The 25,709-nt window shown below is 73.1% G+C and carries 26 protein-coding genes; 16 read left to right on the plus strand and 10 right to left on the minus strand.

The genetic code is table 11. From position 1 onward, the window contains the following. Positions 1 to 6 precede the first annotated feature (6 nt). Positions 7 to 642 carry an ACT domain-containing protein gene (locus ACFYUV_RS04640; RefSeq protein ID WP_358285500.1) on the minus strand — a complete coding sequence of 212 codons (636 nt, stop codon included), beginning with the start codon at positions 640 to 642 and terminating at the stop codon, positions 7 to 9. A 78-nt stretch (positions 643 to 720) separates the two neighbouring features. Between ACFYUV_RS04640 and dusB the strand changes: the two genes are divergently transcribed. Beyond that, positions 721 to 1,830 carry a tRNA dihydrouridine synthase DusB gene (dusB, locus tag ACFYUV_RS04645; RefSeq protein ID WP_352325166.1) on the plus strand — a complete coding sequence of 370 codons (1,110 nt, stop codon included), beginning with the start codon at positions 721 to 723 and terminating at the stop codon, positions 1,828 to 1,830. Between the two features lie 76 nt (positions 1,831 to 1,906). Here dusB and ACFYUV_RS04650 read toward each other — a convergent pair whose 3' ends face one another. Beyond that, positions 1,907 to 2,686 (minus strand): phytanoyl-CoA dioxygenase family protein, encoded by a 780-nt coding sequence (locus tag ACFYUV_RS04650; RefSeq protein WP_387664852.1) that lies wholly within the window; start codon positions 2,684 to 2,686, stop codon positions 1,907 to 1,909. Positions 2,687 to 2,727: 41 nt separating this feature from the next. On the opposite strand from ACFYUV_RS04650, the gene ACFYUV_RS04655 reads away from it, so the two are divergent. Further along, positions 2,728 to 3,711, plus strand: a complete 984-nt coding sequence (locus ACFYUV_RS04655; protein ID WP_387664855.1) for a helix-turn-helix domain-containing protein — start codon at positions 2,728 to 2,730, stop codon at positions 3,709 to 3,711. An 86-nt stretch (positions 3,712 to 3,797) separates the two neighbouring features. Here ACFYUV_RS04655 and ACFYUV_RS04660 read toward each other — a convergent pair whose 3' ends face one another. Next, a complete protein-coding gene (locus tag ACFYUV_RS04660) occupies positions 3,798 to 4,301 on the minus strand; it encodes a DUF2087 domain-containing protein (protein ID WP_352361199.1) in 504 nt (167 codons plus the stop codon). An 8-nt stretch (positions 4,302 to 4,309) separates the two neighbouring features. Between ACFYUV_RS04660 and ACFYUV_RS04665 the strand changes: the two genes are divergently transcribed. After that, positions 4,310 to 4,873: a hypothetical protein gene (locus ACFYUV_RS04665; RefSeq protein WP_387664857.1), complete on the plus strand. Its 564-nt coding sequence runs from the start codon at positions 4,310 to 4,312 to the stop codon at positions 4,871 to 4,873. Between the two features lie 131 nt (positions 4,874 to 5,004). On the opposite strand, the gene ACFYUV_RS04670 is transcribed toward ACFYUV_RS04665, so the two are convergent. The 3 genes from ACFYUV_RS04670 to ACFYUV_RS04680 are packed head-to-tail and all read right to left on the minus strand — an operon-like array spanning position 5,005 to position 9,348. After that, positions 5,005 to 7,503: a DEAD/DEAH box helicase gene (locus ACFYUV_RS04670; protein ID WP_387664859.1), complete on the minus strand. Its 2,499-nt coding sequence runs from the start codon at positions 7,501 to 7,503 to the stop codon at positions 5,005 to 5,007. A gap of 45 nt (positions 7,504 to 7,548) precedes the next feature. After that, positions 7,549 to 8,058, minus strand: a complete 510-nt coding sequence (locus tag ACFYUV_RS04675) for a GNAT family N-acetyltransferase (protein ID WP_387664862.1) — start codon at positions 8,056 to 8,058, stop codon at positions 7,549 to 7,551. A gap of 36 nt (positions 8,059 to 8,094) precedes the next feature. After that, a complete protein-coding gene (locus ACFYUV_RS04680) occupies positions 8,095 to 9,348 on the minus strand; it encodes an acyltransferase (RefSeq protein WP_387664864.1) in 1,254 nt (417 codons plus the stop codon). A 186-nt stretch (positions 9,349 to 9,534) separates the two neighbouring features. Here ACFYUV_RS04680 and ACFYUV_RS04685 point away from each other — a divergent pair, with 186 nt between their 5' ends. Both ACFYUV_RS04685 and ACFYUV_RS04690 read left to right on the plus strand, forming a co-directional pair. Continuing rightward, complete coding sequence (locus ACFYUV_RS04685; protein ID WP_387664867.1) at positions 9,535 to 10,782, plus strand: sensor histidine kinase; 1,248 nt, start codon at positions 9,535 to 9,537, stop codon at positions 10,780 to 10,782. Further along, on the plus strand, positions 10,773 to 11,420 hold the full coding sequence (locus ACFYUV_RS04690; protein WP_358285518.1) for a response regulator transcription factor: 648 nt from the start codon (positions 10,773 to 10,775) through the stop codon (positions 11,418 to 11,420). The genes ACFYUV_RS04685 and ACFYUV_RS04690 overlap by 10 nt, the downstream gene beginning before the upstream one ends. A gap of 143 nt (positions 11,421 to 11,563) precedes the next feature. Here ACFYUV_RS04690 and mihF read toward each other — a convergent pair whose 3' ends face one another. The 3 genes from mihF to ACFYUV_RS04705 all read right to left on the minus strand — a co-directional run bounded on the left by mihF (position 11,564) and on the right by ACFYUV_RS04705 (position 13,719). Then, the gene (mihF, locus tag ACFYUV_RS04695; protein ID WP_043641121.1) at positions 11,564 to 11,869 is read right to left on the minus strand and encodes an integration host factor, actinobacterial type; all 306 of its coding nucleotides are present in this window, start codon (positions 11,867 to 11,869) and stop codon (positions 11,564 to 11,566) included. Positions 11,870 to 11,970: 101 nt separating this feature from the next. Next, positions 11,971 to 12,375: a heme-binding protein gene (locus ACFYUV_RS04700; protein ID WP_387664870.1), complete on the minus strand. Its 405-nt coding sequence runs from the start codon at positions 12,373 to 12,375 to the stop codon at positions 11,971 to 11,973. A 108-nt stretch (positions 12,376 to 12,483) separates the two neighbouring features. Then, a complete protein-coding gene (locus ACFYUV_RS04705; RefSeq protein ID WP_387664872.1) occupies positions 12,484 to 13,719 on the minus strand; it encodes an ROK family protein in 1,236 nt (411 codons plus the stop codon). A 23-nt stretch (positions 13,720 to 13,742) separates the two neighbouring features. Here ACFYUV_RS04705 and ACFYUV_RS04710 point away from each other — a divergent pair, with 23 nt between their 5' ends. The 11 genes from ACFYUV_RS04710 (at position 13,743) to ACFYUV_RS04760 (ending at position 24,854) form a co-directional block, all read left to right on the plus strand. Continuing rightward, entirely contained in the window at positions 13,743 to 14,969 is a 1,227-nt protein-coding gene (locus tag ACFYUV_RS04710) for an MFS transporter (RefSeq protein ID WP_387664875.1), read from the plus strand. Positions 14,970 to 15,206: 237 nt separating this feature from the next. After that, on the plus strand, positions 15,207 to 16,238 hold the full coding sequence (locus tag ACFYUV_RS04715; RefSeq protein ID WP_352361218.1) for a LacI family DNA-binding transcriptional regulator: 1,032 nt from the start codon (positions 15,207 to 15,209) through the stop codon (positions 16,236 to 16,238). After that, positions 16,235 to 17,149: a sugar ABC transporter permease gene (locus ACFYUV_RS04720; RefSeq protein WP_357964307.1), complete on the plus strand. Its 915-nt coding sequence runs from the start codon at positions 16,235 to 16,237 to the stop codon at positions 17,147 to 17,149. The genes ACFYUV_RS04715 and ACFYUV_RS04720 overlap by 4 nt, the downstream gene beginning before the upstream one ends. After that, entirely contained in the window at positions 17,146 to 17,964 is an 819-nt protein-coding gene (locus ACFYUV_RS04725; RefSeq protein WP_357706637.1) for a carbohydrate ABC transporter permease, read from the plus strand. The genes ACFYUV_RS04720 and ACFYUV_RS04725 overlap by 4 nt, the downstream gene beginning before the upstream one ends. A gap of 12 nt (positions 17,965 to 17,976) precedes the next feature. After that, entirely contained in the window at positions 17,977 to 19,287 is a 1,311-nt protein-coding gene (locus tag ACFYUV_RS04730) for a sugar ABC transporter substrate-binding protein (protein ID WP_352361224.1), read from the plus strand. Then, positions 19,284 to 20,249 (plus strand): ADP-ribosylglycohydrolase family protein, encoded by a 966-nt coding sequence (locus tag ACFYUV_RS04735; RefSeq protein ID WP_358285530.1) that lies wholly within the window; start codon positions 19,284 to 19,286, stop codon positions 20,247 to 20,249. The genes ACFYUV_RS04730 and ACFYUV_RS04735 overlap by 4 nt, the downstream gene beginning before the upstream one ends. A gap of 6 nt (positions 20,250 to 20,255) precedes the next feature. Then, positions 20,256 to 21,215, plus strand: a complete 960-nt coding sequence (locus tag ACFYUV_RS04740; protein ID WP_387664881.1) for an ADP-ribosylglycohydrolase family protein — start codon at positions 20,256 to 20,258, stop codon at positions 21,213 to 21,215. Next, positions 21,212 to 22,351 (plus strand): ADP-ribosylglycohydrolase family protein, encoded by a 1,140-nt coding sequence (locus ACFYUV_RS04745; RefSeq protein ID WP_358285534.1) that lies wholly within the window; start codon positions 21,212 to 21,214, stop codon positions 22,349 to 22,351. The genes ACFYUV_RS04740 and ACFYUV_RS04745 overlap by 4 nt, the downstream gene beginning before the upstream one ends. Beyond that, positions 22,348 to 23,688, plus strand: coding sequence for an ADP-ribosylglycohydrolase family protein (locus ACFYUV_RS04750; protein ID WP_387664885.1), 1,341 nt, complete (start codon positions 22,348 to 22,350; stop codon positions 23,686 to 23,688). Before ACFYUV_RS04745 ends, ACFYUV_RS04750 begins: the two co-directional genes overlap by 4 nt. Further along, positions 23,685 to 24,578 carry a ribokinase gene (gene rbsK, locus ACFYUV_RS04755; protein ID WP_387664887.1) on the plus strand — a complete coding sequence of 298 codons (894 nt, stop codon included), beginning with the start codon at positions 23,685 to 23,687 and terminating at the stop codon, positions 24,576 to 24,578. The genes ACFYUV_RS04750 and rbsK overlap by 4 nt, the downstream gene beginning before the upstream one ends. A 57-nt stretch (positions 24,579 to 24,635) precedes the next feature. Next, positions 24,636 to 24,854 (plus strand): hypothetical protein, encoded by a 219-nt coding sequence (locus ACFYUV_RS04760; RefSeq protein WP_387664890.1) that lies wholly within the window; start codon positions 24,636 to 24,638, stop codon positions 24,852 to 24,854. Between the two features lie 45 nt (positions 24,855 to 24,899). Here the strand turns inward: ACFYUV_RS04760 and ACFYUV_RS04765 are convergent, their stop codons facing one another. Beyond that, complete coding sequence (locus ACFYUV_RS04765) at positions 24,900 to 25,598, minus strand: FadR/GntR family transcriptional regulator (RefSeq protein ID WP_387664893.1); 699 nt, start codon at positions 25,596 to 25,598, stop codon at positions 24,900 to 24,902. Positions 25,599 to 25,709: the final 111 nt, after the last annotated feature.

The following is a 25,709-nucleotide window of genomic DNA, read 5'->3' on the forward strand; positions in this document are numbered from 1 at the left end:
TTCCCGCTACTTGCGGAGCCGGCGGGCGACGCCGCGTTCGGTGGCCGGCAGGCTCAGGAAGATCTCCAGGATCCGGGTGAGCCGGTGGACCTCGATGCGGTGGAAGGCCGGACCCTCGGAGCGGGCCAGCAGCAACGTCAGGGCGAGCGGCGGGAGCGGGGCGTGGATGGCGTGCACGCCGCCGTCGAGCGTGAGGGCCGCCGGGCGTGGCGGGGCCGGGCTGGGGACGGTCAGGCCCTGCGGGGCGCGCCAGCTCGCGTAGACCACGCCGTGGTCGGCGGCGGTGGCGGCCCAGTCGGCGCTGAACAGCACCGGCAGCGAGTCGACGAGCGTGGTCAGCGCGCGGTCGCCCGCGGTGGTGATGTACTTGAGTATCTCCAGCTCAGGGTAGGTGCCGGCGGTCTCGCGGGTGGTCCAGATGCCTTCCACGCGGACGTCGTCGACGCTCTCCAGGCTCTTGACCAGCACCTCCCGGGGGGTGCTCTCGGGGCAGAAGACGGTGATGTCGTCGACCGCCGAGCCGGCCCCCCGGTCGAGGACGGTGACCTGGGTGATGTCGGCCCCCGCCGTGCCCAGGGCCTTGGTGACCTGGGCCAGAGACCCCGGACGGTCGGGCAGCGCCACGCGCACGCGAAGAAGCATCGATCCCTCCCTGGTGATGCCGTCCACAGCCTATAGGCGAATACCGCTTCCGGCCTGAGCTGCGCTACAACTGACGGAGTGAAGATTGGGCCGATTGGGGCATGGCCGCCCGTGGTGCTGGCGCCCATGGCGGGCATCACGAACGCGCCGTTCCGGGTGTTGTGCCGGGAACAGGGCGCCGGGCTGTTCGTGTGCGAGATGATCACGACGCGGGCGCTGGTCGAGCGCAATCCCAAGACGCTCAGGATGATCAGGTTCGCCGAGTCGGAGCGGCCGAGGAGCCTGCAGCTCTACGGCGTCGACCCCGACATCGTCGGGCGGGCGGTCCGGATGATCGCCGAGGAGGACCTCGCCGACCACGTCGATCTCAACTTCGGCTGCCCGGTGCCCAAGGTGACCAGGCGCGGGGGCGGGTCGGCGCTGCCGTACAAGAGGAACCTGCTGCGGCGGATCCTGCGGGCGGCGGTGGCGAACGCGGGGGCGCTGCCGGTGACGATGAAGATGCGCAAGGGCATCGACGACGACCACCTGACCTACCTCGACGCCGGCCGCATCGCGGCCGAGGAGGGCGTCGCGGCGATCGCCCTGCACGCCCGCACGGCGAAGCAGCACTACGGCGGCGTGGCCGACTGGGCGGCGATCGCGCGCCTGAAGGAGGCCGTGCCCGAGATCCCGGTGCTGGGCAACGGCGACATCTGGTCGGCCGACGACGCGTTGCGCATGGTGGCGCGCACCGGCTGCGACGGCGTCGTGGTGGGGCGCGGCTGCCTCGGGCGTCCGTGGCTGTTCAAGGACCTGGAGAACGCGTTCAACGGCAGCCCCGAGCGGGTCAGGCCGACGCTCGGCGAGGTGGCCGGGACGATGGAACGCCACGCGGCCGGCCTCACCGAGTGCTTCGACACCGAGCGGTACGCGATCGCGGACTTCCGCAAGCACGTCGGGTGGTACCTCAAGGGGTTCGAGGTCGGGAGCGCGCTGCGGCGGGAGCTGGCCACGGCCGAGTCGCTCGACGGGCTCCGTGAGGGGCTGGCCAAGCTCGACCACGACCAGCCGTGGCCGCCGAACACCGACACCCCTCGGGGCAAGTCGGGCGAGCGTCAGAAGGTGCAACTGCCTGACGGGTGGCTCGACGACCCGTGGGACTGCGTGGTCCCGGACGAGGCGGAGTCGGACATATCCGGCGGCTGACGGCGGGGGCGGAGTGGGCGTCCGGCCGGCCGTCGGACATATCCGGCGGCTGACGGACCGGTTCCTGGTGGGGCGGTCAGTGGGGGCCGGTGGCCTCGGTGCCGCACGGGCCGCCGCCGGTCGACGGCTCCAGCAGCACGCGCTCGCCGTCCATCGTCAGCGTCTCGTACCAGGACGAGATGCGTTCGGCCGAGCGGCCGGTGTAGTGGCAGATGAAGCTGCGCCTGAACCGGTCGGCCGTGCTGTTCGGCTCCGACCCGTGCACCAGGCTGCCGTTGAAGAAGAGCACGTCGCCGGGCTGCATGTCCACGGGCACCCGCTCCAGGCCCGGCGGCGGCGGGACGTACTCGCGGGTGAAGGAGAGGTCCTGGTCGGCCTCCTCCGGGCAGAACAGGTCCATCAGGTGGGTGCCGGGGACCACTTCCAGGCCGCCGTTGGCGCGGTCGACGCGGTCCAGCGCCACCCAGGCGGCCACGCACGTGCCCGGCTCGACGCGCAGGTAGAAGTTGTCCTGGTGCAGCGCCTGCCCGCGGGCGCCCGGCGGCTTGAAGTAGAACATGCTCTGGGCTGCTATCGGCTCCTCGCCCAGCAGCTCGCGCAGGATCGCGGCGAAGCGGGCGTCGAGCAGGTAGCGCAGGGCGACGTCGTTCACCTGGTGGGGGTGCATGATCCGGGGGTAGTCGCGCAGGGCGTCGTAGGGCGCGCCCGGCTCCTGGGGGACGGGCGAGAAATGCCCGGGTATCGGGCCGGCGGCGTGCAGAGCCATGAACTCATCGCGCAGCTCGGCCACCTCCTCGGGAGCCAGCAGCGCGGGGACGAGCACGTACCCCCGGTCGTGGAAGTCGTTCAGCCTCATGCCCTTCACCGTAGGGACCCGGCACGTGGGACGGTATGACCGTGACCGCTGAGAACCTGTCTGTTCCTGCTGCCGAACTGATGATCGTCGGCCACTACGACAAGCCGGCCGGGTACGGCACCCGCCGCCCCCACGGTTCGCCGAGCTGGCTGCTGCTGTGGACCCAGGCGGGGGAGGGGCGGGTCGAGCAGGCGGGGGCGGCGTTCACCGTGCGCGAGGGGGATCTGGCGGTGCTCGGGCCGGGCTCGGCGCAGCGTTACCGGGTCGCGCCGGGAGCGGGGAGATGGCGGTTCTGGTGGGTGCACTTCCAGCCGCGCCCGTCGTGGACGGCCTGGCTGGCGCCGTACGCGCTGGCCACCGGCTGTCACCTGGTCGAGGGTGTGCCCGTCGGGGTGCGCGACCGCGTCGAGCGGGCCTTCGACCGCGCGTTCCAGGACGCCCGCTGGATCCCCGGCCACACCGCCCCCGCCGGGCTGCCGCCCGCCGCGCCCGCCGGGCTGCCGCCCGCCGCGCCCGCCGGGCCGCCGTCCGCCGCGCCTGCCGGGCTGCCGTCCGCCGCGCCCGCCGGGTCGCCGTCGCCCGCGCCTGCGGTCGTCATGGGCAGTCCCGCCCGGGAGCTGGTGCTGGGGGCGGTGGAGGAGGTGCTGGTGCTGGCCACGGCCTCGGCGGGGGCCGTTCCCGCGCCGGGGGCCGAGGGCGGGGACGAGCGGGTGCGCCGGGTGCTCGACCTCATCGCCGCCGAGCCCGGGACCCAGCACTCGGTCGCCTCGCTGGCCCGCGCGGTGGCGCTGTCGCCGTCGAGGTTCGCGCACCTGTTCGCGGCCGAGACCGGCCAGACCCCGATGGGCGCCGTGCGCCGGGCGCGGGTGCGGCACGCCGCGAGCCTGCTGGAGGTGACCGACCTGGACGTCGGCCAGGTGGCCGCCGCCTCGGGGTTCGTCAGCCCGTTCCACTTCAGCCGCGCCTTCAGGCGCGAGTACGGCCTGCCGCCCCGCGACTACCGCGCCCGCCTGCGCCGCCCCTGACCCCCGTCAGCCCCGGCCCGGCACAGACCTCGCCCGGCTCAGACCTCGCCCGGCTCAGACCTCGCCCGGTTCAGACCTCGTCCGGCTCAGACCTCGACCGGGCCGCCGCTGCGCCAGTAGACGTTGCCCTCCCTGGACAGCAGCCCCTCGTCCACCAGGTAGCGGCGCAGCGCCGCGAAGTCGTCGTGGAAGGCCCGCAGGGCCACGTTGACGTCGGCCTCGGGGTAGCGCACGCCCGGCTCGAACACCCGCGAGACGTAACGCAGCACGATCAGCCGCTTGTCGCGGCGCATGCCCATGGTGGTCAGCCGGCCGTCGACCAGGAACGTGCGCAGCACCCGCTCCTCGGCGCTCAGCTCGGCGGGCGGCTCGGCCCGCTCCCGCAGCAGCTCCCGGAAGCGCTCCGGCCGGGCCCGCCACTTGCCGTCGTCGTCGCGTTCGGCCAGGCCGCCGCTGGCCAGGCGGTCGAGCGCCTTGGGGGGCAGGTCGCCGGTGTCACCGAGCACCAGGGACGCGAGTGCGCGCAGGGTGTCGTCCTGGCAGAGCAACCCGAGCACGCGTCTGAGGTCTTCGTCGCTCACCCCTACCATTTTGTCCCATGATCGCAGCACTCTTCGTCGCCGTCGGCCTGGCCATCCCGGGCAACTTCCTGCTGTACGAGAAGGACGCCGCCAAGAAGGACCCCAACCCCGAGCACAGCTGGACGGTGTCGGGCAGGAAGAACGCCCAGCTCGTCGTGAACCCGTGCCAGAAGGCGGGGCTGGGCCAGGCCGGCCGCACGGCGGCCAGGACGATCGTCTACACGTCGGTGCCCGACTACTCCAAGTCCGAGCAGGTGATCCTCTACTCCTCGCCGGAGGCGGCCGGCAAGGCGGTCGGCGACCTCAGGGCGGCCGTACGGGCCTGCGGCACCGCGGCGTACCGGTACGGCGCATCCAAGATCGCGCTCGGCGACGAGGGCCTGCTGGTCACCGGCCAGGCCTACGACCACGGCAAGCCGGCCGTCGGCGGCGAGCGGGCCGTCGTGACCCGCCGCGCCAACGCCCTGATCGTCTACACGGCCGGCGGCGAGTGGGGCAAGCCCGCCAAGGCCGACTTCAGCCGGCAGCGGAAGGACGCGGGCACGATGCTCGCCAAGATCTGCAAGCTGGCGGAGTGCTGAATGTCTCGATCTTGAGACATCGCCATGACCGGACGCCTAACTTCGCCGTCCGACAATGAAGCGACAAGCCGGTGCCGGAACGCCCTTGCCAGTCCGTTCCGGCACACGGCTTGTTCTCTTTCCGCGGCCGCTCAGAGCCGGTTGAGGCCGAGCACGTGCAGCACGGCCCGGCCCTCCTCGTCGGAGGAGGTCAGGTCGACCTGGGCGTCGATGCCCCAGTCGCCGTCGCCGGCCGGGTCCTTGATCGTCTGGCGCACCCGCCACAGGCCGCTCTCCTCCTCGATCCGCAGCAGCGCGGGCCCGCGCGCGTCGGCGTCGGTGAAGATCTCCTCGTGGTCGGCGTAGTACGCGTCGAGCGCCGCGCCCCAGTCGACGTCGGGGGCCAGCTCCTCCAGCTCGTCCTCCTTCTCGATGGCGCACAGCTCGACCAGCCGGAACATGGCGTTGCGCACCAGCACCCGGAAGGCCCGCGGGTTGGCCGTGACCGGCCGCACCTTGGTCTCCAGCTGCGCCTGGCGCTCCAGCGCCTCCTCGGGGTTGGTCAGCTTCTCCCACTCGTCGATCAGCGAGGAGTCGACCTGCCGGACCAGCTCGCCCAGCCACTCGATGAGATCGACCAGGTCCTCGGTCTTCAGGTGCTCGGGGACCGTGCGCGACAGCGTGCGGTAGGCGTCGGCCAGGTAGCGCAGCACCGTGCCCTCGGAGCGGGCCAGCTCGTAGAACTGGATGTACTCGCCGAACGTCATCGCGCGCTCGAACATGTCGCGCACCACCGACTTCGGGCTGACGGTGTAGTCGCCCACCCACGGGTGGCCGCGCCGGTAGGTCTCGTACGCCCCGAGCAGCAGGTCGTCGAGCGGCATCGGGTACATGACCTCGGCGAGCGCCTCCATGCGCTCCTCGTACTCCATGCCGTCGGCCTTCATCTGGGCGACCGCCTCGCCGCGCGCCTTCTTCAGCTGCGCCGACAGGATCTGGCGGGGGTCGTCGAGGATGGACTCGACGATCGAGACCATGTCCAGCGCGTACGAGGGCGACTCGCGGTCGAGCAGGTCGAAGGCGGCCAGCGCGAACGTGGACAGCGCCTGGTTGAGCGCGAAGTCCTCCTGCAGCTCGATCGTCAGCCGGGCCCGCCGGCCCTGCTCGTCGGGCTCGGCGAACTGCTCGACGATGCCGCCGGCCAGCAGCGACCGGTAGATGGCGATGGCCTGGCTGATGTGCCGCCGCTGCCACTTGCGGTCTTCGTGGTTGTCGGTGAGCAGGTGTCTCATCGCCTGGAAGCAGTCGCCCGGCCGGTTGATCACGGCCAGCAGCATCGCGTTGCTCACCTTGAAGCGGGAGTTGAGCGGCTCGGGCTCGGCCTGCTGCAACTTCTCGAACGTCTCCTCGCTCCAGCCGACGAACCCCTCCGGCGGCTTCTTGCGGGCGTAGCCGCGCCGCCGCTTGGGGTCGTCGCCGATCTTGGCCAGCGCCTTGGCGTTCTCGATGTCGTGCTCGGGGGCCTGGCAGGCGACGTAGCCGATGGTGTCGAAGCCCGCGCGCCCGGCCCGCCCGGCGATCTGGTGGAACTCGCGGGCGCGCAGCCGGCGGACCTTGTTGCCGTCGTACTTGGACAGGGCGGTGAACAGCACCGTGCGGATGGGCACGTTGACGCCGACGCCGAGCGTGTCGGTGCCGCAGATGACCTTCAGCAGCCCCGCCTGCGCCAGCCGCTCCACCAGCCGCCGGTATTTGGGCAGCATGCCGGCGTGGTGGACGCCGATGCCGTGCTTGACCAGCCGCGACAGCGCCCGGCCGAACCGGGTGGTGAACCGGAAGCCGCCGATCATCGCGGCGATGGCCTCCTTCTCGGCCTTGGTCGCCATGTTGATCGACATGAGCGCCTGGGCCCGCTCCATGGCCGCGGCCTGCGTGAAGTGCACGACGTAGACGGGGGCCTGCCCGGTGGTGAGCATCTCCTCCAGCGTCTCGTGCAGCGGCGTCATCCGGTAGGAGTACACCAGCGGCACCGGCCGCTCGGCGTGCTTGACCACCGCCGTGGGCCGCCCCGTGCGCCTGGTCAGGTCGCGCTCGAACATCGACACGTCGCCGAGCGTGGCCGACATCAGCACGAACTGCACATTGGGCAGCTCCAGCAGCGGCACCTGCCAGGCCCACCCGCGGTCGGGCTCGGCGTAGAAGTGGAACTCGTCCATCACGACCTGGCCGATGTCGGCCGCCGCGCCGTCGCGCAGGGCCACGTTGGCCAGGATCTCGGCCGTGCAGCAGATGATGGGCGCGCCCGGGTTGACGCTGGCGTCGCCGGTCATCATGCCGACGTTGGCGGTGCCGAAGACGGCGCACAGGTCGAAGAACTTCTCCGACACCAGCGCCTTGATCGGCGCGGTGTAGAACGTGCGCACGTCACGGGTCAGCGCGGCGAAGTGGGCCCCGGCGGCGACCAGCGACTTGCCCGAGCCGGTCGGCGTGGCGAGGATCAGGTTGCTGCCGGAGACGACCTCGATGAGGGCCTCCTCCTGAGCGGGATAGAGCGTGAGCCCCCGTTCGGCGTTCCAGGCGACGAACGCGTCGAATATGACGTCGGGGTCGGCGTCGATGTCTTCCGGCAGGCGGTCAACGAGAAGGCTCACGTATCTATCCTGCCGAAGTTTGCCGGGTGGTCGAACCCGCGGCCCCTACCGGAGGTCGAGTTGCATCAGCACGGTGTCGATCCAGCGGCCGTGCTTGAACCCCACGTTGCTCAGCCGTCCCGCCTCCTGGAACCCGAAGGCGGCGTGCAGCCGCAGCGAGGCGGGGTCGCCGCCGTCGGCGATCACCGCGATCAGCGAGCGGGCGTCGGTCGCCGACGCCCGCCGGATCAGCTCGCCCAGCAGCAGGCGGCCGAGCCCGCGGCCGGTGGCGCCGGGCGCCAGGTAGATCGAGACCTCCAGGCTGTGCCGGTAGGCGGGCTTGGGCCGGTACTGGCTGAGGTAGGCGTAGCCGATGACCGCGCCGTCTTCCCCGCCGTCGTCCTCGGCGACCAGGAACGGCAGCCCCGCCGCCGCGAGCGCCACCGCCTTGGCCCGCCACTCGCCGGCCCCCGGCGGCGTCTCGTCGAACGTGGCCACGCCGCCGGTCACGTGGTGGGCGTAGATGGCGGTCACGGCGGGCACGTCGGCCTCGGTCAGGTCGCGGATCGTCGTCATGCCGCCCGATTGTGGCCGGTACGCGTTTCGCCGGTGTTACACGCGGGCCTTCGGCGCGGTCAGCAGCAGGCCGCCGAGCACCGCGAGCACCGCCAGGAACGGGCCGCCGCCCGGCACGAAGCCGCCCACGGTCAGCGTCAGGATCCCGGCCCCGACCAGCCCCGCCGCCCCCAGCATGACCCCGCGGCCGGCCGTCCCGTACGGCAGCGACGGCGGCGTCTCGAACCTCGCGAACGCCCGCACCAGCCCCCACATGACCAGGCACAACATCCCGAACCACACCGGCCAGCCGGCGAACCAGAACAGGCTGCCCGGCTCCGGCGTCTCCACGCCCAGCAGGACCACGACCACGCCGGTCACGGCGAACAGCGCGGGCATGTGCCACAGGTAGACCGTCATGATCCGCGGGCCGGCCCAGTCCAGGACGCGGCGCAGGGGCAGCCGGACCAGCCAGGGGCGCAGCAGCAGGGCCAGGCCGATCTGGCCGATGCCGACGGCCATGATGGCCAGCGTGGGCGGGGCCATGTTGGACACCTCGGCGCCGGGCAGGCCGATCATGCTGCCGGGGTAGGGGCCGAACCCGACCAGCAGCGCCGCCACGCCGAACCCGCCGGCCGCCAGCAACGCGGGCAGCCGCACCCGGCCCTCGGCGTAGAAGAAGCCGATCTGGTGGACGGCCAGCCACACGAAGACGATGTTCACGTAACCGGCCGCCTCCAGGCCGGTCGAGAAACGCACGACGTCCGTCAGCACCGCCCCGGCCGCCAGCGCGACGGGGACCAGCACGCCGAACCTGCGGTGCAGGCGCAGCGCGTACGGCGTGACCGTGACCGCGATCAGGTACACGGCCAGGAACCACAGCAGCTGCCCGGTCAGCTTGGCGCCCACCGTCAGCGGCTGCTCCGGCACCCCCAGCGTGAGCAGCACGTGGGGCAGCGGGATCCACACCGCCGCCAGCGGCAGCAGCGGCCAGGCCAGCCTGCGCAACCGCCCGGCCAGCCACTCCTGGTCGCTCTTGACCGACCGGCCGCGGCTGATCGCGTTGGCCGCGCCGCCGGCGAAGAACACCAGCGGCATGACCTGGCTGAGCCACGTCACCACCCACACCCCCGGCGTGGACAGCGCGTTGCCCGTGGTCAGCCGGCCGCCCTCGTAGGACAGGACGGGGATCGTCCAGTGCTGGAGCACGATGAGCGCCATGCCGACCACGCGCAGCAGGTCGATGAACGGGTCCCTGGCCGTCGCGCGCGGCGCCCGTACCGGGGCGGGACGATCGAGCAGGACGGTCATGGGGGAGCCTCGTTTCGAGCGGGGAGCGGATGACTCAAGGCTTCCGTCCCGGACGCCTGAGCACACTGCCGCGGGCCGCCGTCTTCAGGTCAAGATCACACCACCATGGGGGGTAGGGCCAGCCCTACCCCCGGACGCCTGCGTACCTGCTCGTACCGCTGCGCCGGGGGACTTAGCCTTCATGGCATGCGCTCCCTGATGAGGCGTGTCCTTCTCGACACCCGCTACACGCTGGTCGGTTTCCCGACGGCCGTCATCGGCTTCGTGACCATGGTCGCCGGTTTCGCCGCGGGCGTCGGCACCGCGGTCGTGTGGATCGGCGTGCCGCTGCTGGCCGGCACGCTCCTGGTCGCGAGGGGCTTCGCCGACGCCGAGCGCGGCTGGCTCTCCGACGTGCTCAAGCGCCCGCCGGTGCGGCCGCGTTACCGTCCGGCGCCCGAGGGGGCGGGCCGCTTCCGCCGCATCGTCAACCCGCTGACCAACGGCCAGTCGTGGCTCGACCTGCTGCACGGCATCCTGAACTTCCCGTTCGCCATCCTGGCGTTCGTGCTGACCGTGGTGTTCTGGGCGATCCCCGTCCTCGGGCTGACCTATCCGCTCTACGGCCTGGTCACCTCACGCATCCCCGGCAACTCGGAGCTGCCCGAGCTGCTCGGGCTGGGCTCCGGCTACGTGGTGAACACGATCTTCTACGTCTCGCTCGGCCTGGTCTTCACGTTCGTCATGCCGTTCATGGTGCGCGGGGCCGCGCTGGTCAGGGCCGGGCTCGGCCGGGCGCTGCTGACCGGCGTCGCCGAGTTGCAGGAGCGCATCGACGACCTGGCCGAGGGCCGGGCGGCGGCCGTGTCGGCCGAGGCCAACGCGCTGCGCAAGCTGGAGCGCGACATCCACGACGGCCCGCAGCAGCGCCTGGTCTCCCTGGCCATGGAGCTGTCCAGGGCGCAGCGGCAGCTCGCCAAGGACCCCGAGGCCGCCTCGGCCACGATCAGCTCGGCGATCAGCGCCACCCGCGAGACGCTCGACGAGCTGCGGGCCCTCTCGCGCGGCATCGCGCCGCCCATCCTGTCCGACCGCGGCCTCGCGCCCGCGCTGGCCGCCCTCGCCGGGCGCTGCACGGTGCCGGTCGATCTCGACGTGCAGATCGTGGGCCGCTTCCAGGCGGCGACCGAGAACGCGATCTACTTCGTCTGCGCGGAAACCCTGACCAACGTGGCCAAGCACAGCCGCGCGACCATCTGCACGGTTCAGCTGCTCCGCATCGGTGACGTCCTCATGCTCACGATCGGGGATGATGGTGTGGGCGGCGCACACGTCGCCAAGGGACACGGCCTGGCCGGTCTGGCCGACCGGCTCCGGGCCGTCGACGGGGAGCTCACCGTCAGGTCGCCGGACGGCGGGCCGACGGTGATCGTGGCGGAGGTGCCGTGCGCGTAGTCGTGGCCGATGACGCGGTTCTGATCAGGGAGGGCCTGGTCAGGCTGCTGGAGGAGTTCGGCTGCGAGGTGGTCGCCACCGTGGGGGACGGCGACGCCCTCGTGGAGGCGATCGTCGAGCACAGACCCGACGTGTCGGTGGTCGACGTGCGCATGCCGCCGTCGTTCACCGACGAGGGGCTGCGGGCTGCGGTCGAGGCCCGGCGCCGGGTGTCCGGCGCCCCGGTGCTCATCCTGTCGCAGTACGTCGAGGTCTCCTACGCCGACGACCTGCTCGCCGACGCCCGTGGCGCGGTGGGCTACCTGCTGAAGGACCGGGTCGTCGACGTCGACGAGTTCCTGGAGGGCCTGCGGCGGGTGGCGGCGGGAGGCACCGTGTTCGATCCGCAGGTGGTGTCCCAGTTGATGGTCCGCAGACGCAAGGACGACCCGCTGGCGCAGCTCACGCCGCGCGAGCGCGAGGTGCTCGGGCTGATGGCCGAGGGCAAGTCCAACCCGGCCATCGGGCGGCAGCTCGTCATCAGCGACGGCGCCGTGGAGAAGCACATCAGGAGCATCTTCAACAAGCTGGGCCTCTACGCCGACGACAGCGACCAGCATCGCCGCGTGCTCGCCGTGCTGGCCTACCTGAGGTCCTGACCTCAGCCTGACATCGACCGCCTGAGGTTGACCCCTCGGCCGGGCCCGCCGTGGAGCGTGCGCCGCTCTCCGGCCCCTCCTGGCCCTACGAGGGGTCGCCGGCCGGTCCGCGCGACGTGGCGCGCGGACCCGGCCGCCCGGTCCTAGCCGAGCGCGTCGACCAGCTTCTTGCGCTGCTGGGCGCCGAGGCCGCCGAGACGGCGCTTCTCGTCGACGCCGGCCTCCTCCATCAGCGCGGTGGCCTTGGCCGGGCCGACGCCCTTGACGGCGCGCAGGGCCTGGGACACCTTGATCTTCTTGGCGATGTCGTCGTCGCGCTCCAGGAGCTGGGCGAAGGTCAGCTCGCCCGCCTTGACCTTGGCGAGCAGGGCCGTGCGGGCCGCGCGGGCCTCGGCCGCCTTCGCCAGAGCCGCCTGACGCTGCTCGGGGGTGAGAGTGGGAAGTGCCATCTCGTTCTCTCCTCGGGGAGTTGGGTTCGGGAAACTGTTTCCCGTGGTGCAGTGGCTAATCATGGCGGATACCAGCGGTTCGTGTTGCGGAAAGCGCCCGCTCAACGCGTCCGCCACACCAGGGCGGCCGCTTCGGCGCATGCCACGTCCTGGCTGATCGTGCCGCCGCTGACCCCCACGCCGCCGGCCACCCGTTCCCCTTCGCCGTTGTCCGCCCAGAGGGGGATGCCACCCCCGAAACAGACGAATCTGTCACCAGTCAGACCGAAGAGCTCGCCGCCCGGCGCCACCAGCGCAGCGAGGTCCGCGGTGGCCGCGCGAAGGGCCACCGACGTGTACGCCTTGCCCGGCGCGAGCACCGGCCCGGCGATCTCCGCACCCGCCATACGCTGGAAAGACACCAGATGTCCGCCCGCGTCCACGACCGCCACCGAGACCAGCGCGCCCTCCCGGACGGCCTGCTTCAGAGCGGCCTCGGTCATGCGGAGCGCGAGTTCGAGATCCACGCGTTCACACCCCCGTCGATGATCATGAGCGCGCCGGGCTCTTCCATCCGTACAGCGCCGGGGGAGGGGGGCGCAAGATCGCCTGGTCGGGGCTCGTGCCGCCGGAAGTTATTGCAAGATTTTCCTCTTGAGGGTGGAATGCGTCACATTTCGTGATCCGGGCGTGTCGGCGCCCTGGTCGGGGCCCCTTTCGCGCCATCTCTCCAGCCCTTCGGGGGTCAGGAAGGCGTCGAACACCGACTCCATGGCCCCCAGCAGGGCCGCGCGCCAGCCCAGCGCGGCGGCCTCGATCCGGGGCGGACGCTCCCGCCGGATGGCCATCAGCGCGGGCCGGCAGGAGTCCGTCAGGGCCTCGCCCGCGCGCTCCAGCAGCGCGACGCCGTGCCCGGAGAGCGTGACGACCTCGGGGTCGTGCGCGTTGACCAGGGCGGCGATGCCCCGGCCGAGCGCGCGGGCCCCGGCCTCGACCGCCTCCGGGCTGCTCGCCAGCACCTCCTCCGCCTGCGCGCGGCCCCGGCCGCCGCCGTGGGCCAGGCCCACGTGGCGCAGCAGCGCGTTCGCGCCCACCTCCTGGCCCCAGCAGCCGGTCGCGCCGCACGCGCAAGGCCGGTCGCCGCCGCCCAGCGGCATGTGGCCGAACTCGGCGCCGGGGCCGCTCGCGCCGTCCAGTGGTCGGCCGTCCACGACGAGGACGCCGCCGAGGTCGAAGTCCACGTGCAGGTGCAGGCCCACCCGTACGCCGCGCAGTCGTCCGCGCCGGGCCTCGGCCAGGGCGGCCAGGCCCGTGTCGTTGCCCACCAGGACCGGGTTGGGGCCGGCCGGCCGCCACGCGAGGCCCAGCAGGCGGGGCACGTCCACCGACCGCCAGCCCAGGTGGGCGATGTCCACCAGCCCGTCGTGCCGGACCGGGCCGGCGAGGGCCACCCCGAGCCCGACCACCCGCCGCGACAGGTGGTCGGCCACCGCCTGGCCGAGCGAGGCCAGGGCGCCCTCCGGCGTGCCGTCGTGCGGCTGGACCTCCAGCACGCTCACCCGTCCGCCCAGCTCGCACGCCGCCAGCTCCCACGCGTCCTCGCGCACGTCGGCGGCCAGGGCCAGCGGGCCCAGCGGGTGGGGGCCGGGCACCTGGGTGGGCCGTCCCCTGGCGTGCCCGGCCGCGGGCTCCTCGTGCAGCAGGGCGTCCTCGGCCAGGCCGGCGACCAGCACCGACGCCGTGCCCCTGGCCAGGTTGAGGTCGCGGGTGAGCTGCGACCTGGTACGGGTCGCCGCGCAGTCGTGCACCGCGCGCAGCAGCCGGACCCGGTTGTGCGCGCGAAGTTCGCCGCTCGTCGTAGCACTTTTCACGACTCCCAGCTTATGCTCTAGGCGTGAACAAAAGCCTCATTAATGCCAGACGGGCACGTGTCGGAGTCTTCGGTCTCTTCTCCCTGAGCGGATTCGTGATGGGTCTGTGGGCGGCCGGCCTGCCCTCCTTGAACGACCGCCTCGGCCTCGGCGCCGCCAGGCTGGGCACCGTCCTGTTGCTGATCTCCGGCGGCGCGCTGGTGTCGATGCTGGTGGCCGGGCGGCTGGTGGACAGGTGGTCCAGCCGGCGGGTGTCCTGGATCGGCGGGCCGCTGTCGGCCGTGCTGCTCCTCGGGCCCGCGCTGGCCCCCTCGTACGGGCCGCTGATGGCGCTCGCGCTGGCGTTCGGGATGGGGCTGGGGGTGGTCGAGGTCGCCATCAACGCCCACTCCGTCGAGGTCGAGCGGGTCTACGGCCGGCCCATCATCTCGGCCTTCCACGGCACGTGGAGCCTGGGCGGGGCGGCCGGGGGCGTGCTGACGTCCCTGGCGCTGCGGGCGTCGGTCGACCCGCAGGCGCTGCTGGTGGCGGGGGCGGTCGTCGTCCCGTTCCTGTACCTGCTGGCCTGCCGCCTGCTGCTGCCCGACGCCGCCCGGCAGGCCGGCGAGCAGACCGACGGCGGCGAGGGCGGCGGCACGCTGAAGTGGGCGCTGATCGCGCTGCTCGGGGTGGCGGCCTTCGCCGGGCACCTGAGCGAGGGCGCGGCCATCGACTGGGCCGCCCTGCACGCCCGCTGGGTGCTGCACACCGACCCGGCCGACGCGCCGCTGGCCTACACGATCTTCTCGGTCGCGATGACGACCGTCCGCCTGCTCGGCGACCCGATCAGGGCCAGGCTGGGCTCCGTGCGCACGATCCAGCTCGCCGGCGGCTTCGCCACCCTGGGGTACGTCCTGGTGCTCCTCGCCCCGGCGCTCGGCGGGCCGCTGCGCGTGGTGTGCGCGTGGACCGGCTGGGCGCTGGCGGGCGTGGGGCTGGCCACGGTCGTGCCGGTGCTGTTCAGCGCGGTCGGCGCGGCGGGCGGACCGGTGGGGCGCGCGCTGGCCATGGTGACGGCCTTCGGCTACAGCGGGCTGCTGCTCGGCCCGGCGGTCCTCGGGTACGTGGCCGAGGCCACGGAGTCGCTGCCCGTCGCCCTGATCATCCCGGCCGTCCTGGCCGCCGTCGTCGCGCTCAGCGGCGCCCCGGGGATCCGCCTGCTCACGCGGCAGTCGCCGCCCGCCCCCGTCCCCGCCGAACGCCCCGCGTAGCGGCCGAACGCCCCGCGCGGCCGCCGGGCGTCCCCGGGATGCCCTGAGCCCGCTCCTGACGCGCCCGCTTCCCCGAACCCGGGGGAGCGGGCGCTCTTCTTTCGCCCATATGCCCGCTGACCTGGCGTTATGGGATCGTGACTTGACCCGGAAGTGAGGGCCCGGTTTCATGTGCGAAACACGGTAAACGTTTACAGACACTTTCCCGTAAACGTTTACCTTCTCGGAAGGACAGCCTTGGCCGACGGACCCACGATCACCACGATCGCCGAGCGCGCCGGTGTCTCGATCGCCTCCGTCTCGCGGGTCCTCAACGGCCTGCCGACCAGGCAGGAGACCGTGCGCAAGGTGATGGCCGCCGCCGACGAGCTGGGCTACGTGCGCAACGCCGTGGCCAGGTCGCTCAAGTCCCGGCGCACCCACCAGGTCGCCTTCGCCATGGCCGACGTCGGCAACCCCGCCTACCTGGCGATGCTGCGCCAGATCCAGCCGGTGCTCAAGGCGGCCGGCTACCGGCTCGTCCTGCACTCGACCGACGCCGTCGTGGCCGACGAGATCGACGTGCTGCACAGCCTGGGCGAGCGGTACGTGGACGGGCTGATCATGAGCCCGCTCCGGGTCACCGACGCCCACCTGCAGATGCTGGCCGCGGCCAGGGCGCCCGTCGTGATCATCGGCACGGTGCCGGAGGGCACGCCGGTGGACAACGTACGGGCCGACTCGCGCACCGGCGTCAAGCTCGCCGTCGACCACCTGCACGCGCTCGGACGCCGGCGCATCGCGCTGGTCAACGGCCCGCCCGACACCTGGCCCGGCGCCTCGCGCGGCGCGGCCTACCGCGAGGCGCTGGAGCAGCTCGGCCTGCCCTACGACGACGACCTGGTCCAGATCGGCGACTTCTACCGCGCGCAAGGGGGCCGCGCGGTGGCCGAGCTGCTGGACCGGGCGCCCGACGTCGACGCGCTGATGTGCGCCAACGACCTGATCGCGCTCGGCGCGCTCGACGTGCTGCGCGCCGCCGGCCGCCGGGTGCCCGAGGACGTGGCGGTGGTCGGCATGGACGACACCGACCTGGCCGCCGCGTCCTGGCCGTCGCTGTCGAGCGTCTCGCTCGGCTCGGCCGAACGCGGAAAGGCCGCGGCGGAGCTGCTGCTCGACCGCCTGAACGGCGACGACGCCGCGCCGCGCGTGATCACCGTTCCGCCGCGCCTGGTGGTGCGGGCCTCGACGGCGGGCGAGACCTACGGACATGAGGGAGGCAGGACGTGACCGCGACCGTGACGACGGCGGCACCGCCCCGGCGCCCGCCTTCCCGGCGGCGTCCCAAGTCGCGCGGGAACCGCGAGATGTGGCTGCTCATGCTGCCCGCGCTGGTGCCCGTCGCGCTGTTCAGCGTCGGCCCGCTGCTGTACGGCATCGGCCTGGCCTTCACCGACGCCCGCAACACGCGCGTCCACGAGACCAGCTTCGTCGGCCTGGAGAACTTCGGCCGGCTGCTCACCGACGACGACTTCTGGGCCTCCTTCCGGATCGGCGCGATCTGGTCGGTCTCGGTGACCGTGCTGCAGTTCCTGGCCGCGCTCGGCCTGGCGGTGCTGCTCAACCAGAACCTGCGCTTCAGGACCCTGGCCCGGGTGCTCGCGGTGGTGCCGTGGGCGATGCCGCCGGTGGTCATCGGCCTGATGTGGAAGCTCGTCTACCACCCCGACGCGGGCATCCTGAACAGCCTGCTCGGCACGCACGTCAACTGGCTGGCCGACTTCTCGCTCGCGCTGCCCGCGATCATCGTGGTGGGCGTCTGGACCGGCATGCCGCAGACCACCGTGGTCCTGCTCGCCGGACTCCAGGGCATCCCGAAGGAGCTCTACGAGGCCGGCGAGGTCGACGGCGCGGGCCGCTGGCGGCGGTTCTGGAGCATCACGCTCCCGCAGCTGCGGCCGGTGATCGTGTCGATCACCTCGCTCGACTTCGTGTGGAACATCAACCAGTTCGGCCTGGTCTACGTGCTCACCCAGGGCGGGCCCGGCGGCCAGACCCGGCTGCCGATGTTGTTCGCCTACGAGGAGGCGTTCCGCTACCGGATGGCCGGATACGCCTCGATGCTCGGCCTGGCCATGGCGATCGTCGTGCTCACGGTGCTCGGCCTGTACCTGTGGCGCCAGATGAGGGAGACCCGATGAGACGCGCCCCGCAGTACGTCGCGCTGGTCGCGTACATCGTCTTCCTGGCGTTCCCGCTGTTCTGGCTGTTGTCCACGGCGCTGAAGACGCCGCAGGAGATGGCGCTGGCCGACCCGACGTGGATCCCGCGCGAGCCGACGCTGTCCAACTTCTCCGACGCCTTCGGCGAGCAGGACCTGATCGGCGCGGCCGGCCGCAGCCTGGTCGTGGCGCTGTTCAGCAGCGTGATCACCGTGCTGATCTCGCTGCCGGCCTCGTACGCCATGGCCCGCTACCGCAGCCTGCTCAACAAGGTCGCGATCGGGTGGGTGCTGGTCAGCCAGGTCTTCCCGTTCATCCTGATCATCATCCCGCTCTTCATGATCCTGCGGGATCTGGAGCTGGTGAACACCCTGCCGGGGCTCGTCGTCGTGCACGTGACGTTCACGCTGCCGTTCGCGCTGTGGATGCTCCAGGGCTACGTGCGGGCCGTGCCGCGCGAGCTGGAGGAGGCCGCGGCCGTCGACGGCGCGACCCGGCTGCGCTCGATCGCCAGCGTGGTGGCGCCGCTGCTCGCGCCCGGCGTGGTGGCCACGCTGCTGTTCTCTTTCATCTCGTCGTGGAACGAGTTCCTGTTCGCGCTCGTGATCCTCCAGGACCCCGACGTGATGACACTCCCGCTCACGCTGGTGCGGTTCACCGGCCCCGAGGGGGTGGCCAGGCTCGGCCCGCTGGCCGCGGCGTCGCTCATGGCGACGATCCCGAGCCTGATCTTCTTCGCAATCATTCAGCGGCGACTGAAGTCCGGCCTGATGGCCGGCGCCGTGAAGGGCTAGTAGGAGGCTCATATGCGAATCAAGTCCGCATTGGCGGCGGCGGCCGTCGTCGCGTTCGCCGCCGCGTGTGGCGGCAGCGGAGGAGGGGGCGGTGGAGAGGCCGCCTCGTCCGGCGAGCCGGTGAAGCTCAACTTCCTCAGCCTGGCCTGGCAGAAGGAGTCCGTCGCGGCCAACAAGCAGATCGTCGACGAGTGGAACAAGGCCAACCCCAAGACCCAGGTCACCTACGTGCAGGGCAGCTGGGACAACGTCAACGACCAGCTCGTCACCCAGTTCGCCGGCGGCACCGCGCCGGACGTGATCCACAACGACTCGCCGGCGCTGGCCGGGTTCGCCTCCGACGGCTACCTGCTCGACCTGACGAGCAAGCTGCCCGCCGACCTCAAGGGCGACATCCCGCAGTCCGCCTGGGACACTGTCACCTTCAACGGCGGCAAGGGCGAGCAGGGCATCTACGGCGTGCCGTTCCTCCAGGAGTCGCAGGTCATCATCGCCAACAAGAAGCTCCTGGACGCCTCCAAGGTGCGCGTCCCCACCGCGGACAACCCGTGGACCTGGGACGAGTTCTCCGAGGCCGCCAAGAAGATGACCAAGGGCGGCACGTTCGGCGTGGCCTGGCCGATGAAGTCGCCGGTCAACAAGACGCTCAACCTGGCGCTCAACTTCGGCGGCACGTTCTTCCAGACCGCCGACGGCAAGACCACGGTCAAGGTCGGACCGGAGGAGCGCGAGGTGCTCCAGCGCATCCACGACCAGCTCTACAAGGACAAGTCCGCCGACCCGGCCGCGCTCGGCCAGGGCACCGCCGACCCGCTGCCCGCCTTCTACAAGGGCAAGTTCGCGCTGCTGCCGGCCGGCGTCTACCTGCGCCAGCAGGTCGCCGAGCAGGCCCCGGACGACTTCGACTGGGTGACCCTGCCCGCGCCGAAGGGCACCAGCGCCCAGCAGGGCGCGGTCTCGCAGACGCTGTCGATCGCCCAGGACAGCAAGCACCCGGACGAGGCCATGAAGTTCATCTCGTTCTTCCTCAACGGCGCCAACCAGGCCAAGCTCGCCAAGGGCGACTGGCTGCTGCCGACCTCACAGACGGCCGCCGCCGACCCGGCGATGACCACCCAGGACAACGGCTGGGACGTCGCCACCGCCTCCGCCAAGAACCTGGTCGTGGCCCCGTTCCTGAAGGTGAACGGCTTCGACGAGTGGAAGAGCAAGGTCGCCACGCCGGTCCTCCAGGAGTACTTCGCCAATAAGATCACCATCGACGACGCGGCCAAGCGGCTCGTCGAGGACGGCAACCAGGTCTTGGAGCGGTACCAGCAGTGACTCATCGCCTGAGGGCCCGGGGGTGCCTGCTCGGCCTGGCGGCCGGCGACGCCCTCGGCGCCCCCGCCGAGAACCTGTCGCCGTCGGAGATCCGGCGGCGGTGGGGCCGGCTCACCGAGATCGAGGGCGGCGGCACCGACGACACCGAGTACGCCATCTTCGCCGCCTCGCTGCTCGTCCGGCACGGGCACGCCCTGACCGCGGCCGACGTCGCGCGGGCGTACCGGCAGGAGATCATCCCGTCGGTGACCGGGCCGATGCGCGGCGCCGGGTTCTCCGAGCTGGGCACGATCGAAGCGCTCCGCCGGGGGCTGGAGCCGCCGCTGACCGGGCGCGTCCACCAGCACGGCTGGTCCGACGGGCTGGCCATGCGGGCGGCGCCGTACGGGATCTTCTGCCCCGGCGACCCGGCCGAGGCGGCCCGCCTGATCGAGCAGGACGGGCTGGTCAGCGGGTCGGGCGAGGGCATACTCGGCGGCCGCGCGGTCGCCGGTGCCGTGGCCGCCGCCATGGCGGGCGGCACGCCCGCCGAGGCCGTGGCCGCCGCGCTGTCGGTGATCCCCGCCGACTCCTGGACGGCCCGCGCGATCGTCAGGGCGCGCGACGTGCTCGCGACGGGCGCGGACGACGACCTGGCCCTGATCGAGGCGCTGCACGAGGCCGTCGTGGTCCGGCACTACCCCTGGACCGACCTGGCGCCCGAGGCCGTCGCGCTGGCGCTGGGCGCCGTCCTGGCGGGCGGCGGCGAGGTGGAGGCCACGGTGACGTTCGGGGTCAGCCTGGGCCGGGACGCCGACACGATCGGCGCCATCGCCGGCGCGGTCGCCGGCGCGATCCAGGGAGAACAGGGCGTGCCCGGACGATGGGCCGCCCGGATCGGCCCGGTGAGCGGCAAATGCCTGCCCGTCGTGGCCGGAAGACACGTGCTGGACGTCGCCGACGAACTGGCGGAAGGACTGTAGATCATCATGTCGGGGGACAGAATCAGGGGGGCCTTCATCGGGCTCGCCGTGGGCGACGCCGCCGGCTGGCCCGCGGCCAGGCACCGCGCCGCCCTGCACGCGCCCTGGAGCCGGCGCCTGCACCGCGAGCTGGACGCCTTCGCCGAGGAGCACCGGGTCACCACGCTGCCGGTGCCGTTCGCGCTCAACCAGCCGATCGCGCCGCTGGCCGTCGGCCCGTCCGACGACGCCGAATGGCTGGCCTGGACGCTGCTGACGATCGACCGGCCGCGGGCCGCGGCGTTCCGGGAGCTGACCGGCGTCCGGGCGCGCATCTCGGTGGCCACCGCGCTGGACAACCTGGCCAGGGGCGTCGAGCCGCCGGCCTCCGGGCACGACAATCCCCACCACTTCGACGACGCCGCCGCCGTACGGGCGGTCGCGTTCGGGGCCCTGGGCAAGGACCCGACCGAGGACGCCCAGGTGACCAACGCCGGCGACGGCCTGCTCGGGGCCCAGGCCATGGCCGCCGCCGTGGCCGCCGCGGTCGCGTCGGGCTCGGTGGGCCAGGCCGTGGAGGCGGCGCTCGCCGTCCTGCCCGGCGACACCGCCATCGGGCACAACGCCCGGGTGGCGCTGGCCGCGGCGCGGAAGGCGGGCGACCCGTTCGGCGCGGTGCCCGCGCTGGACGCCGCGCTGCTCGACCACGTCTACAGCTACGGCGTGGGCGCCGCCCAGACGGTGCCCGCCGCCTTGGCGCTGGCCGAGGCGGCGGGGGGCGACCTGGCCCGCGCCGTCCCGGCCGCCGCCTGCCTGTCGGCGCTCGCCGACTCGGCGCCCGCGCTGACCGGCGCGCTGGCGGGGGCCGCCAGGGGGCACGGCGCGATCCCGGAGGGGTGGCTCGCGCCGGCCCGCACGCTGGCGGGCTGCTGCCTGCCGGAGCTGGCGGGCAAGGATCTGATCGAACTGACGAAGGGAATCGCATGACGCCGCTTGAGGACAGGGCCACTGGCTGCGTGGCGGGGGCGGCGGTCGGTGACGCGCTGGGCGGCGCCACCGAGGGCTGGACTCCCGAACAGATCGTGGAGCGGTACGGGGGCCGCGTCGAGGGCATCGTGCCGCCGTACAACGAGGACTGGCGCAACGCCCGGCCGATCGCGCCGTACCACAAGGGCGACGGGCACATCACCGACGACACCCTGATGACGCACGCCCTGATCCGCGTGTACGAGAAGGTCGGCGGGCACCTGGGCGCGTACGCGATGGCCGACCACTTCGTGCCGGAGCTGATGGGCGAACGGCGGTGGATCCCCGAGCTGGAGGCCGAGGCGCTGCCGCTGCAGCGGATCTTCCTGGCCGAGAAGTGGATCGTGGCCCGCCTGCACTACGGGCACGTCGACCCGCGCGAGGCCGGCGTCGGCAACATCGTCAACTGCGGCGCGGCCATGTACGTCGCGCCCGTCGGCATCGTCAACGCCGCCGACCCCGACGCCGCCTACGCCGAGGCCGTCGACCTGACCGGGGCCCACCAGTCCAGCTACGGACGCGAGGCCGCCGGCGTGATGGCCGCCGCCGTCGCCGAGGCCATGCGGCCGGGCGCCACGGTCGACTCCGTGGTCGCCGCCTGCCTGCGCCTGGCCAAGGACGGCACCCGCGCCGCCATCGAGGCGGTCTGCGAGGCCGCGGCCGGCGTCGGCCACTGGGACGGCTCCTTCGAGGTGCTGCGCGCCGCCGTACGGCCCTTCGACACGGTCGCCGACACCTACCGCGACCAGGGGCTCGGCGCGCGCCGGCCGAGCCGGGTGCACAGCATCGAGGAGCTGCCGCTGGCGCTGGGCTTCCTGGTCGCGGCCAAGGGCGACTTCCGCGACACCGTGCTCGGCGGCGTGAACTACGGCCGCGACGCCGACTCGATCGCCTCCATGGGCGGAGCGATCGCGGGCGCCCTCGGGGGGCTGTCCGCGGTGCCCGCGCAGTGGGTGGAGCAGGTGGGGGCGGCCAGCCGTACCGACCTGGTCGCGCCCGGCCTGGCGATCGCCGAGGTGGCGCGCCGGGTGCACGCCGACGACCTGGCGCGGCGGCGCGCCCACGAGGCCGCCTTCGCCGAGCTGGACGCTCGATGATCAGGCTCACCTGGGTCCAGCCGGAGGACCTGGTCGGCCACGAGCTGCGCCAGGCCGGCGAGGACGGCAGGGGCGACCTGCCGCAGGTGCGCGAGCTGGCCGGACGGTGGCACGCGGCGGGCGGCCACGACGCCCCGCCGCGCGCCGGCGCCTCCGAGGCCGCCGCGGCCCGGCTGCGCCCCCTGGCCGAGAGCCTGCTGGACGAGCTGGCCGCGATCCCCTCGCCGCTGGCCGAGCCCTCCGAGCTGGACGCCATCGTCGCCGCCTGCCCCGACTGGCCCGCGGCCGGGACCGCGGCGAAGCCGGACCCGGCGCGGCTGCTGGGCGCCTGGCAGGGACGGGCGGCCGGCTGCGTGCTGGGCAAGCCGGTGGAGAAGATCCCGCGCGCGGGCATCAGGCAGATCGCCGAGGCCACCGGCAACTGGCCGATCACCGGCTGGTTCACCGCCGAGGGCCTGCCGGAGGAGATCGCGCGCAGGTGGCCGTGGAACCGGCGCAGCGCGGTCAACTCGCTGGCCGAGAACATCGACGGCATCCCCGAGGACGACGACCTCAACTACCCGCTGCTGGCGCTGTCCGTCCTGGAGCGCCACGGCCGCGGCTTCACCACCGAGGACGTCGCCAAGCTGTGGCTGGACGAGCTGCCGGCCGGCCGCACGTTCACCGCCGAGCGGGTCGCCTACCGCAACCTGCTCGACGGCTTCGAGCCGCCGGAGACGGCCACCCGCCGCAACCCGTTCCGCGAGTGGATCGGCGCCTTCATCAGGACGGACGTCTACGGCTGGGCCAACCCCGGCGACCCCGCCACGGCCGCCGAACTGGCCTGGCGCGACGCCCGGCTGACCCACACCGCCAACGGGATCTACGGCGCGATGTTCGTCGCGGCCATGTGCGCCGCCTCGCTGGTCGCCGGCTCGGCGCGGGAGGCCGTGGAGGCGGGCCTGTCGGTCGTGCCGCGCGACTCCCGCCTGCACGAGGCGGTCAGCCTGGCCGTCGCCGACGCCGCCCGCGAGCCGGACTTCGAGCGTGTCATCGACCTGCTGCACCAGCGGCATGGCACGCTGCACTGGGTGCACACGATCAACAACGCCGCGCTGGTCGCCGCCACGCTGATCCACGGCGCGGGCGACTTCACCGCCACGGTCGCGGGCGCGGTCGCCGGCGGCTGGGACACCGACTCGGCCGGGGCCACGGCGGGGTCCGTGGCGGGCGCGCTGAACGGCGGCGTACCGGACCGCTGGCTCATGCGCGACAGCCTGGCCAGCAGCCTGACCGGCTTCGACGGGGTGGGGCTCGGCGAACTGGCGCGACGTACACAGGAGATGATGGCCCCATGATCTCGGTTTTCGGCAGCGCCAACATGGACCTCGTCGCGTACGTATCCCAGGCCCCCAAGCGGGGCGAGACGGTCACCGGTCACCGGTTCAGGACCGTGCCCGGCGGCAAGGGCGCCAACCAGGCCATCGCCGCGGCCCGTGCCGGCGCGCAGGTGGCCTTCCTCGGCGCGGTCGGCGACGACGCCTTCGGGGCCGAGATGCGCTCCACCCTGGCCGAGGCCGGCGTGGACGTCCGCGGCCTGCGCCAGGTGCCCGGCCCCAGCGGCATCGCGCACATCGTGGTCGACGACGCCGGCGGCAACTCGATCATCGTCGTGCCCGGCGCGAACGGCACCGTGACCGGGCCGTCCGGCGGCGACCTGGCCACGATCGCCGGGTCGCGGGCCCTGCTGCTCCAGCTCGAACTGCCCATGGAGGCCGTCGTGGCCGCCGCGGAGGCGGCCCGGGTCTCCGGGGTGCCCGCCGTCCTGACCCCGGCGCCCGCGCAGCCGCTGCCCGACGAGCTGCTCGACGCGGTCACCATGATCGTCCCGAACGAGCACGAGGCCGCCGACATCACCGGCCAGGCCGACCCCGACGTCGCCCTCGACGCGCTCCTCGAACGCGTCGAGGAGGCCGTCATCACGCTGGGCTCGCGCGGCGCGCTCTACGGCGCGCGCTCGGGCGAGCGGCTGCGGGTGCCCGCGATCGAGGTCAGGGCCGTGGACACCACGGCCGCCGGTGACACGTTCGTCGGCGCGCTGGCGGTCGCGCGGGCCGACGGCCTGGCCCCGGCCGAGGCGCTGCGCTTCGCCTCGGTGGCGGCGGCGCTGTCGGTGCAGCGGGCGGGCGCCAGCACGTCGATGCCGGTCAGGGCCGAGATCGAGGACGCGTTGCGGGAGCTGTCCTAGCCCGTCCCTTGACGTCCGGCCGGGCGTCAAGGGACGCCGTCACGGGCAGGTGGGGCCATGAACCGAAAGCCCGACGACCTGCCCGCGGCGGTGGGAGGCGTGGAGGGGGAGAGCGACGTGGTCGCCGAGCGGTCCGCCTCCGGATCGCCCAGGACCCGCCGCCCCCTGTCCGCGGACCCGCCCGACGAGCTGGAGGAGCCCGTCCCGGAGGAGCCGCCCGAGGAGGACGAGGAAGGCGAGGACGTCATCCGCCCCGACGCCGGCCCCACCGCCTGACCTGCCGCCTGCCGCACCCGCCGGGACCGCCCACCCTGGCGATGGTCAGGCGCCGGGTGCGGCGTGCAGCCGGGCGAGGGTCTGCTCCAGCTCGGCCTGCAGCAGGTCGCCGGCCGCCGTCGCGTCGCCGTCGCGGACCGCCGCCACCAGCGCGGCGTGCGCGTCGTGCCCCGGGTTGCGGTCGTGCCCGCGCAGCTCCAGCAGCCCCACCATGTCGATCAGCCCTTCCCGCAACGCCGGCGCGAACTCGGCGAACAGGTCCGTGAGCACCGGGTTGCCCGCCGCCGCCACGACCGCCGCGTGCAGCGCGATGTCGGCGTCGACGAACGCCGCGTCGTCCTCGCCCGCCGCCCGTTCGCGGGCCTGGAGCGCGGCCTCCATCGCCGCGACGTCCTCGTCGGTACGCCGGGCCGCCGCCAGCCTGGCCGCCTGGGTCTCGACCATCATGCGGACCTCGTACACGTCGGTGATCGCGGCCCGCCGCAGCCGCGCCGGCCAGTCCTCGGCCGGCTCCGAGGCGATGACGAACACCCCCGAGCCCTGACGGGCCCGCACGAGCCCCGCCCCGGCCAGCGCCCGCAGCGCCTCGCGGACCGTGGACCGGCCCACCCCGAGCGTCTTGGCCAGCGCGTTCTCGCCGGGCAGCCGGGTGCCGACCGGCCAGTGGCCCGCGGTGATCTGCTCGCGCAGGTGCTGGACGGCCTGGTCGACCAGGGGGCTGCGGCGGAGGGCGCCGAGCGGCATGCGTACCTCTCAGGTTGTCTGAGGACCTGTGTTGTGGTTAGTGTAGCCGCCATGTCGTCGTACGGTCTCCTTCTTCTCGGCCGCCGCGGCGGGGCCTGACCGGACCGGCAC

Origin of the sequence: Nonomuraea sp. NPDC003560, from assembly GCF_042878785.1 — a bacterium.
In the GTDB taxonomy this organism is placed as follows: Bacteria; Actinomycetota; Actinomycetes; order Streptosporangiales; family Streptosporangiaceae; genus Nonomuraea.

Bases quoted from the DNA above. Each gene is read 5' to 3' on its own strand.
- ACFYUV_RS04640 (WP_358285500.1), bottom strand. From the start codon at position 642: ATGCTTCTTCGCGTGCGCGTGGCGCTGCCCGACCGTCCGGGGTCTCTG.
- ACFYUV_RS04650 (WP_387664852.1), bottom strand. From the start codon at position 2,686: ATGAGGCTGAACGACTTCCACGACCGGGGGTACGTGCTCGTCCCCGCG.
- ACFYUV_RS04660 (WP_352361199.1), bottom strand. From the start codon at position 4,301: ATGGTAGGGGTGAGCGACGAAGACCTCAGACGCGTGCTCGGGTTGCTC.
- ACFYUV_RS04665 (WP_387664857.1), top strand. From the start codon at position 4,310: ATGATCGCAGCACTCTTCGTCGCCGTCGGCCTGGCCATCCCGGGCAAC.
- ACFYUV_RS04675 (WP_387664862.1), bottom strand. From the start codon at position 8,058: ATGACGACGATCCGCGACCTGACCGAGGCCGACGTGCCCGCCGTGACC.
- ACFYUV_RS04680 (WP_387664864.1), bottom strand. From the start codon at position 9,348: ATGACCGTCCTGCTCGATCGTCCCGCCCCGGTACGGGCGCCGCGCGCG.
- ACFYUV_RS04685 (WP_387664867.1), top strand. From the start codon at position 9,535: ATGCGCTCCCTGATGAGGCGTGTCCTTCTCGACACCCGCTACACGCTG.
- mihF (WP_043641121.1), bottom strand. From the start codon at position 11,869: ATGGCACTTCCCACTCTCACCCCCGAGCAGCGTCAGGCGGCTCTGGCG.
- ACFYUV_RS04725 (WP_357706637.1), top strand. From the start codon at position 17,146: ATGAGACGCGCCCCGCAGTACGTCGCGCTGGTCGCGTACATCGTCTTC.
- ACFYUV_RS04730 (WP_352361224.1), top strand. From the start codon at position 17,977: ATGCGAATCAAGTCCGCATTGGCGGCGGCGGCCGTCGTCGCGTTCGCC.
- ACFYUV_RS04740 (WP_387664881.1), top strand. From the start codon at position 20,256: ATGTCGGGGGACAGAATCAGGGGGGCCTTCATCGGGCTCGCCGTGGGC.
- ACFYUV_RS04745 (WP_358285534.1), top strand. From the start codon at position 21,212: ATGACGCCGCTTGAGGACAGGGCCACTGGCTGCGTGGCGGGGGCGGCG.
- ACFYUV_RS04750 (WP_387664885.1), top strand. From the start codon at position 22,348: ATGATCAGGCTCACCTGGGTCCAGCCGGAGGACCTGGTCGGCCACGAG.
- rbsK (WP_387664887.1), top strand. From the start codon at position 23,685: ATGATCTCGGTTTTCGGCAGCGCCAACATGGACCTCGTCGCGTACGTA.
- ACFYUV_RS04760 (WP_387664890.1), top strand. From the start codon at position 24,636: ATGAACCGAAAGCCCGACGACCTGCCCGCGGCGGTGGGAGGCGTGGAG.
- ACFYUV_RS04765 (WP_387664893.1), bottom strand. From the start codon at position 25,598: ATGCCGCTCGGCGCCCTCCGCCGCAGCCCCCTGGTCGACCAGGCCGTC.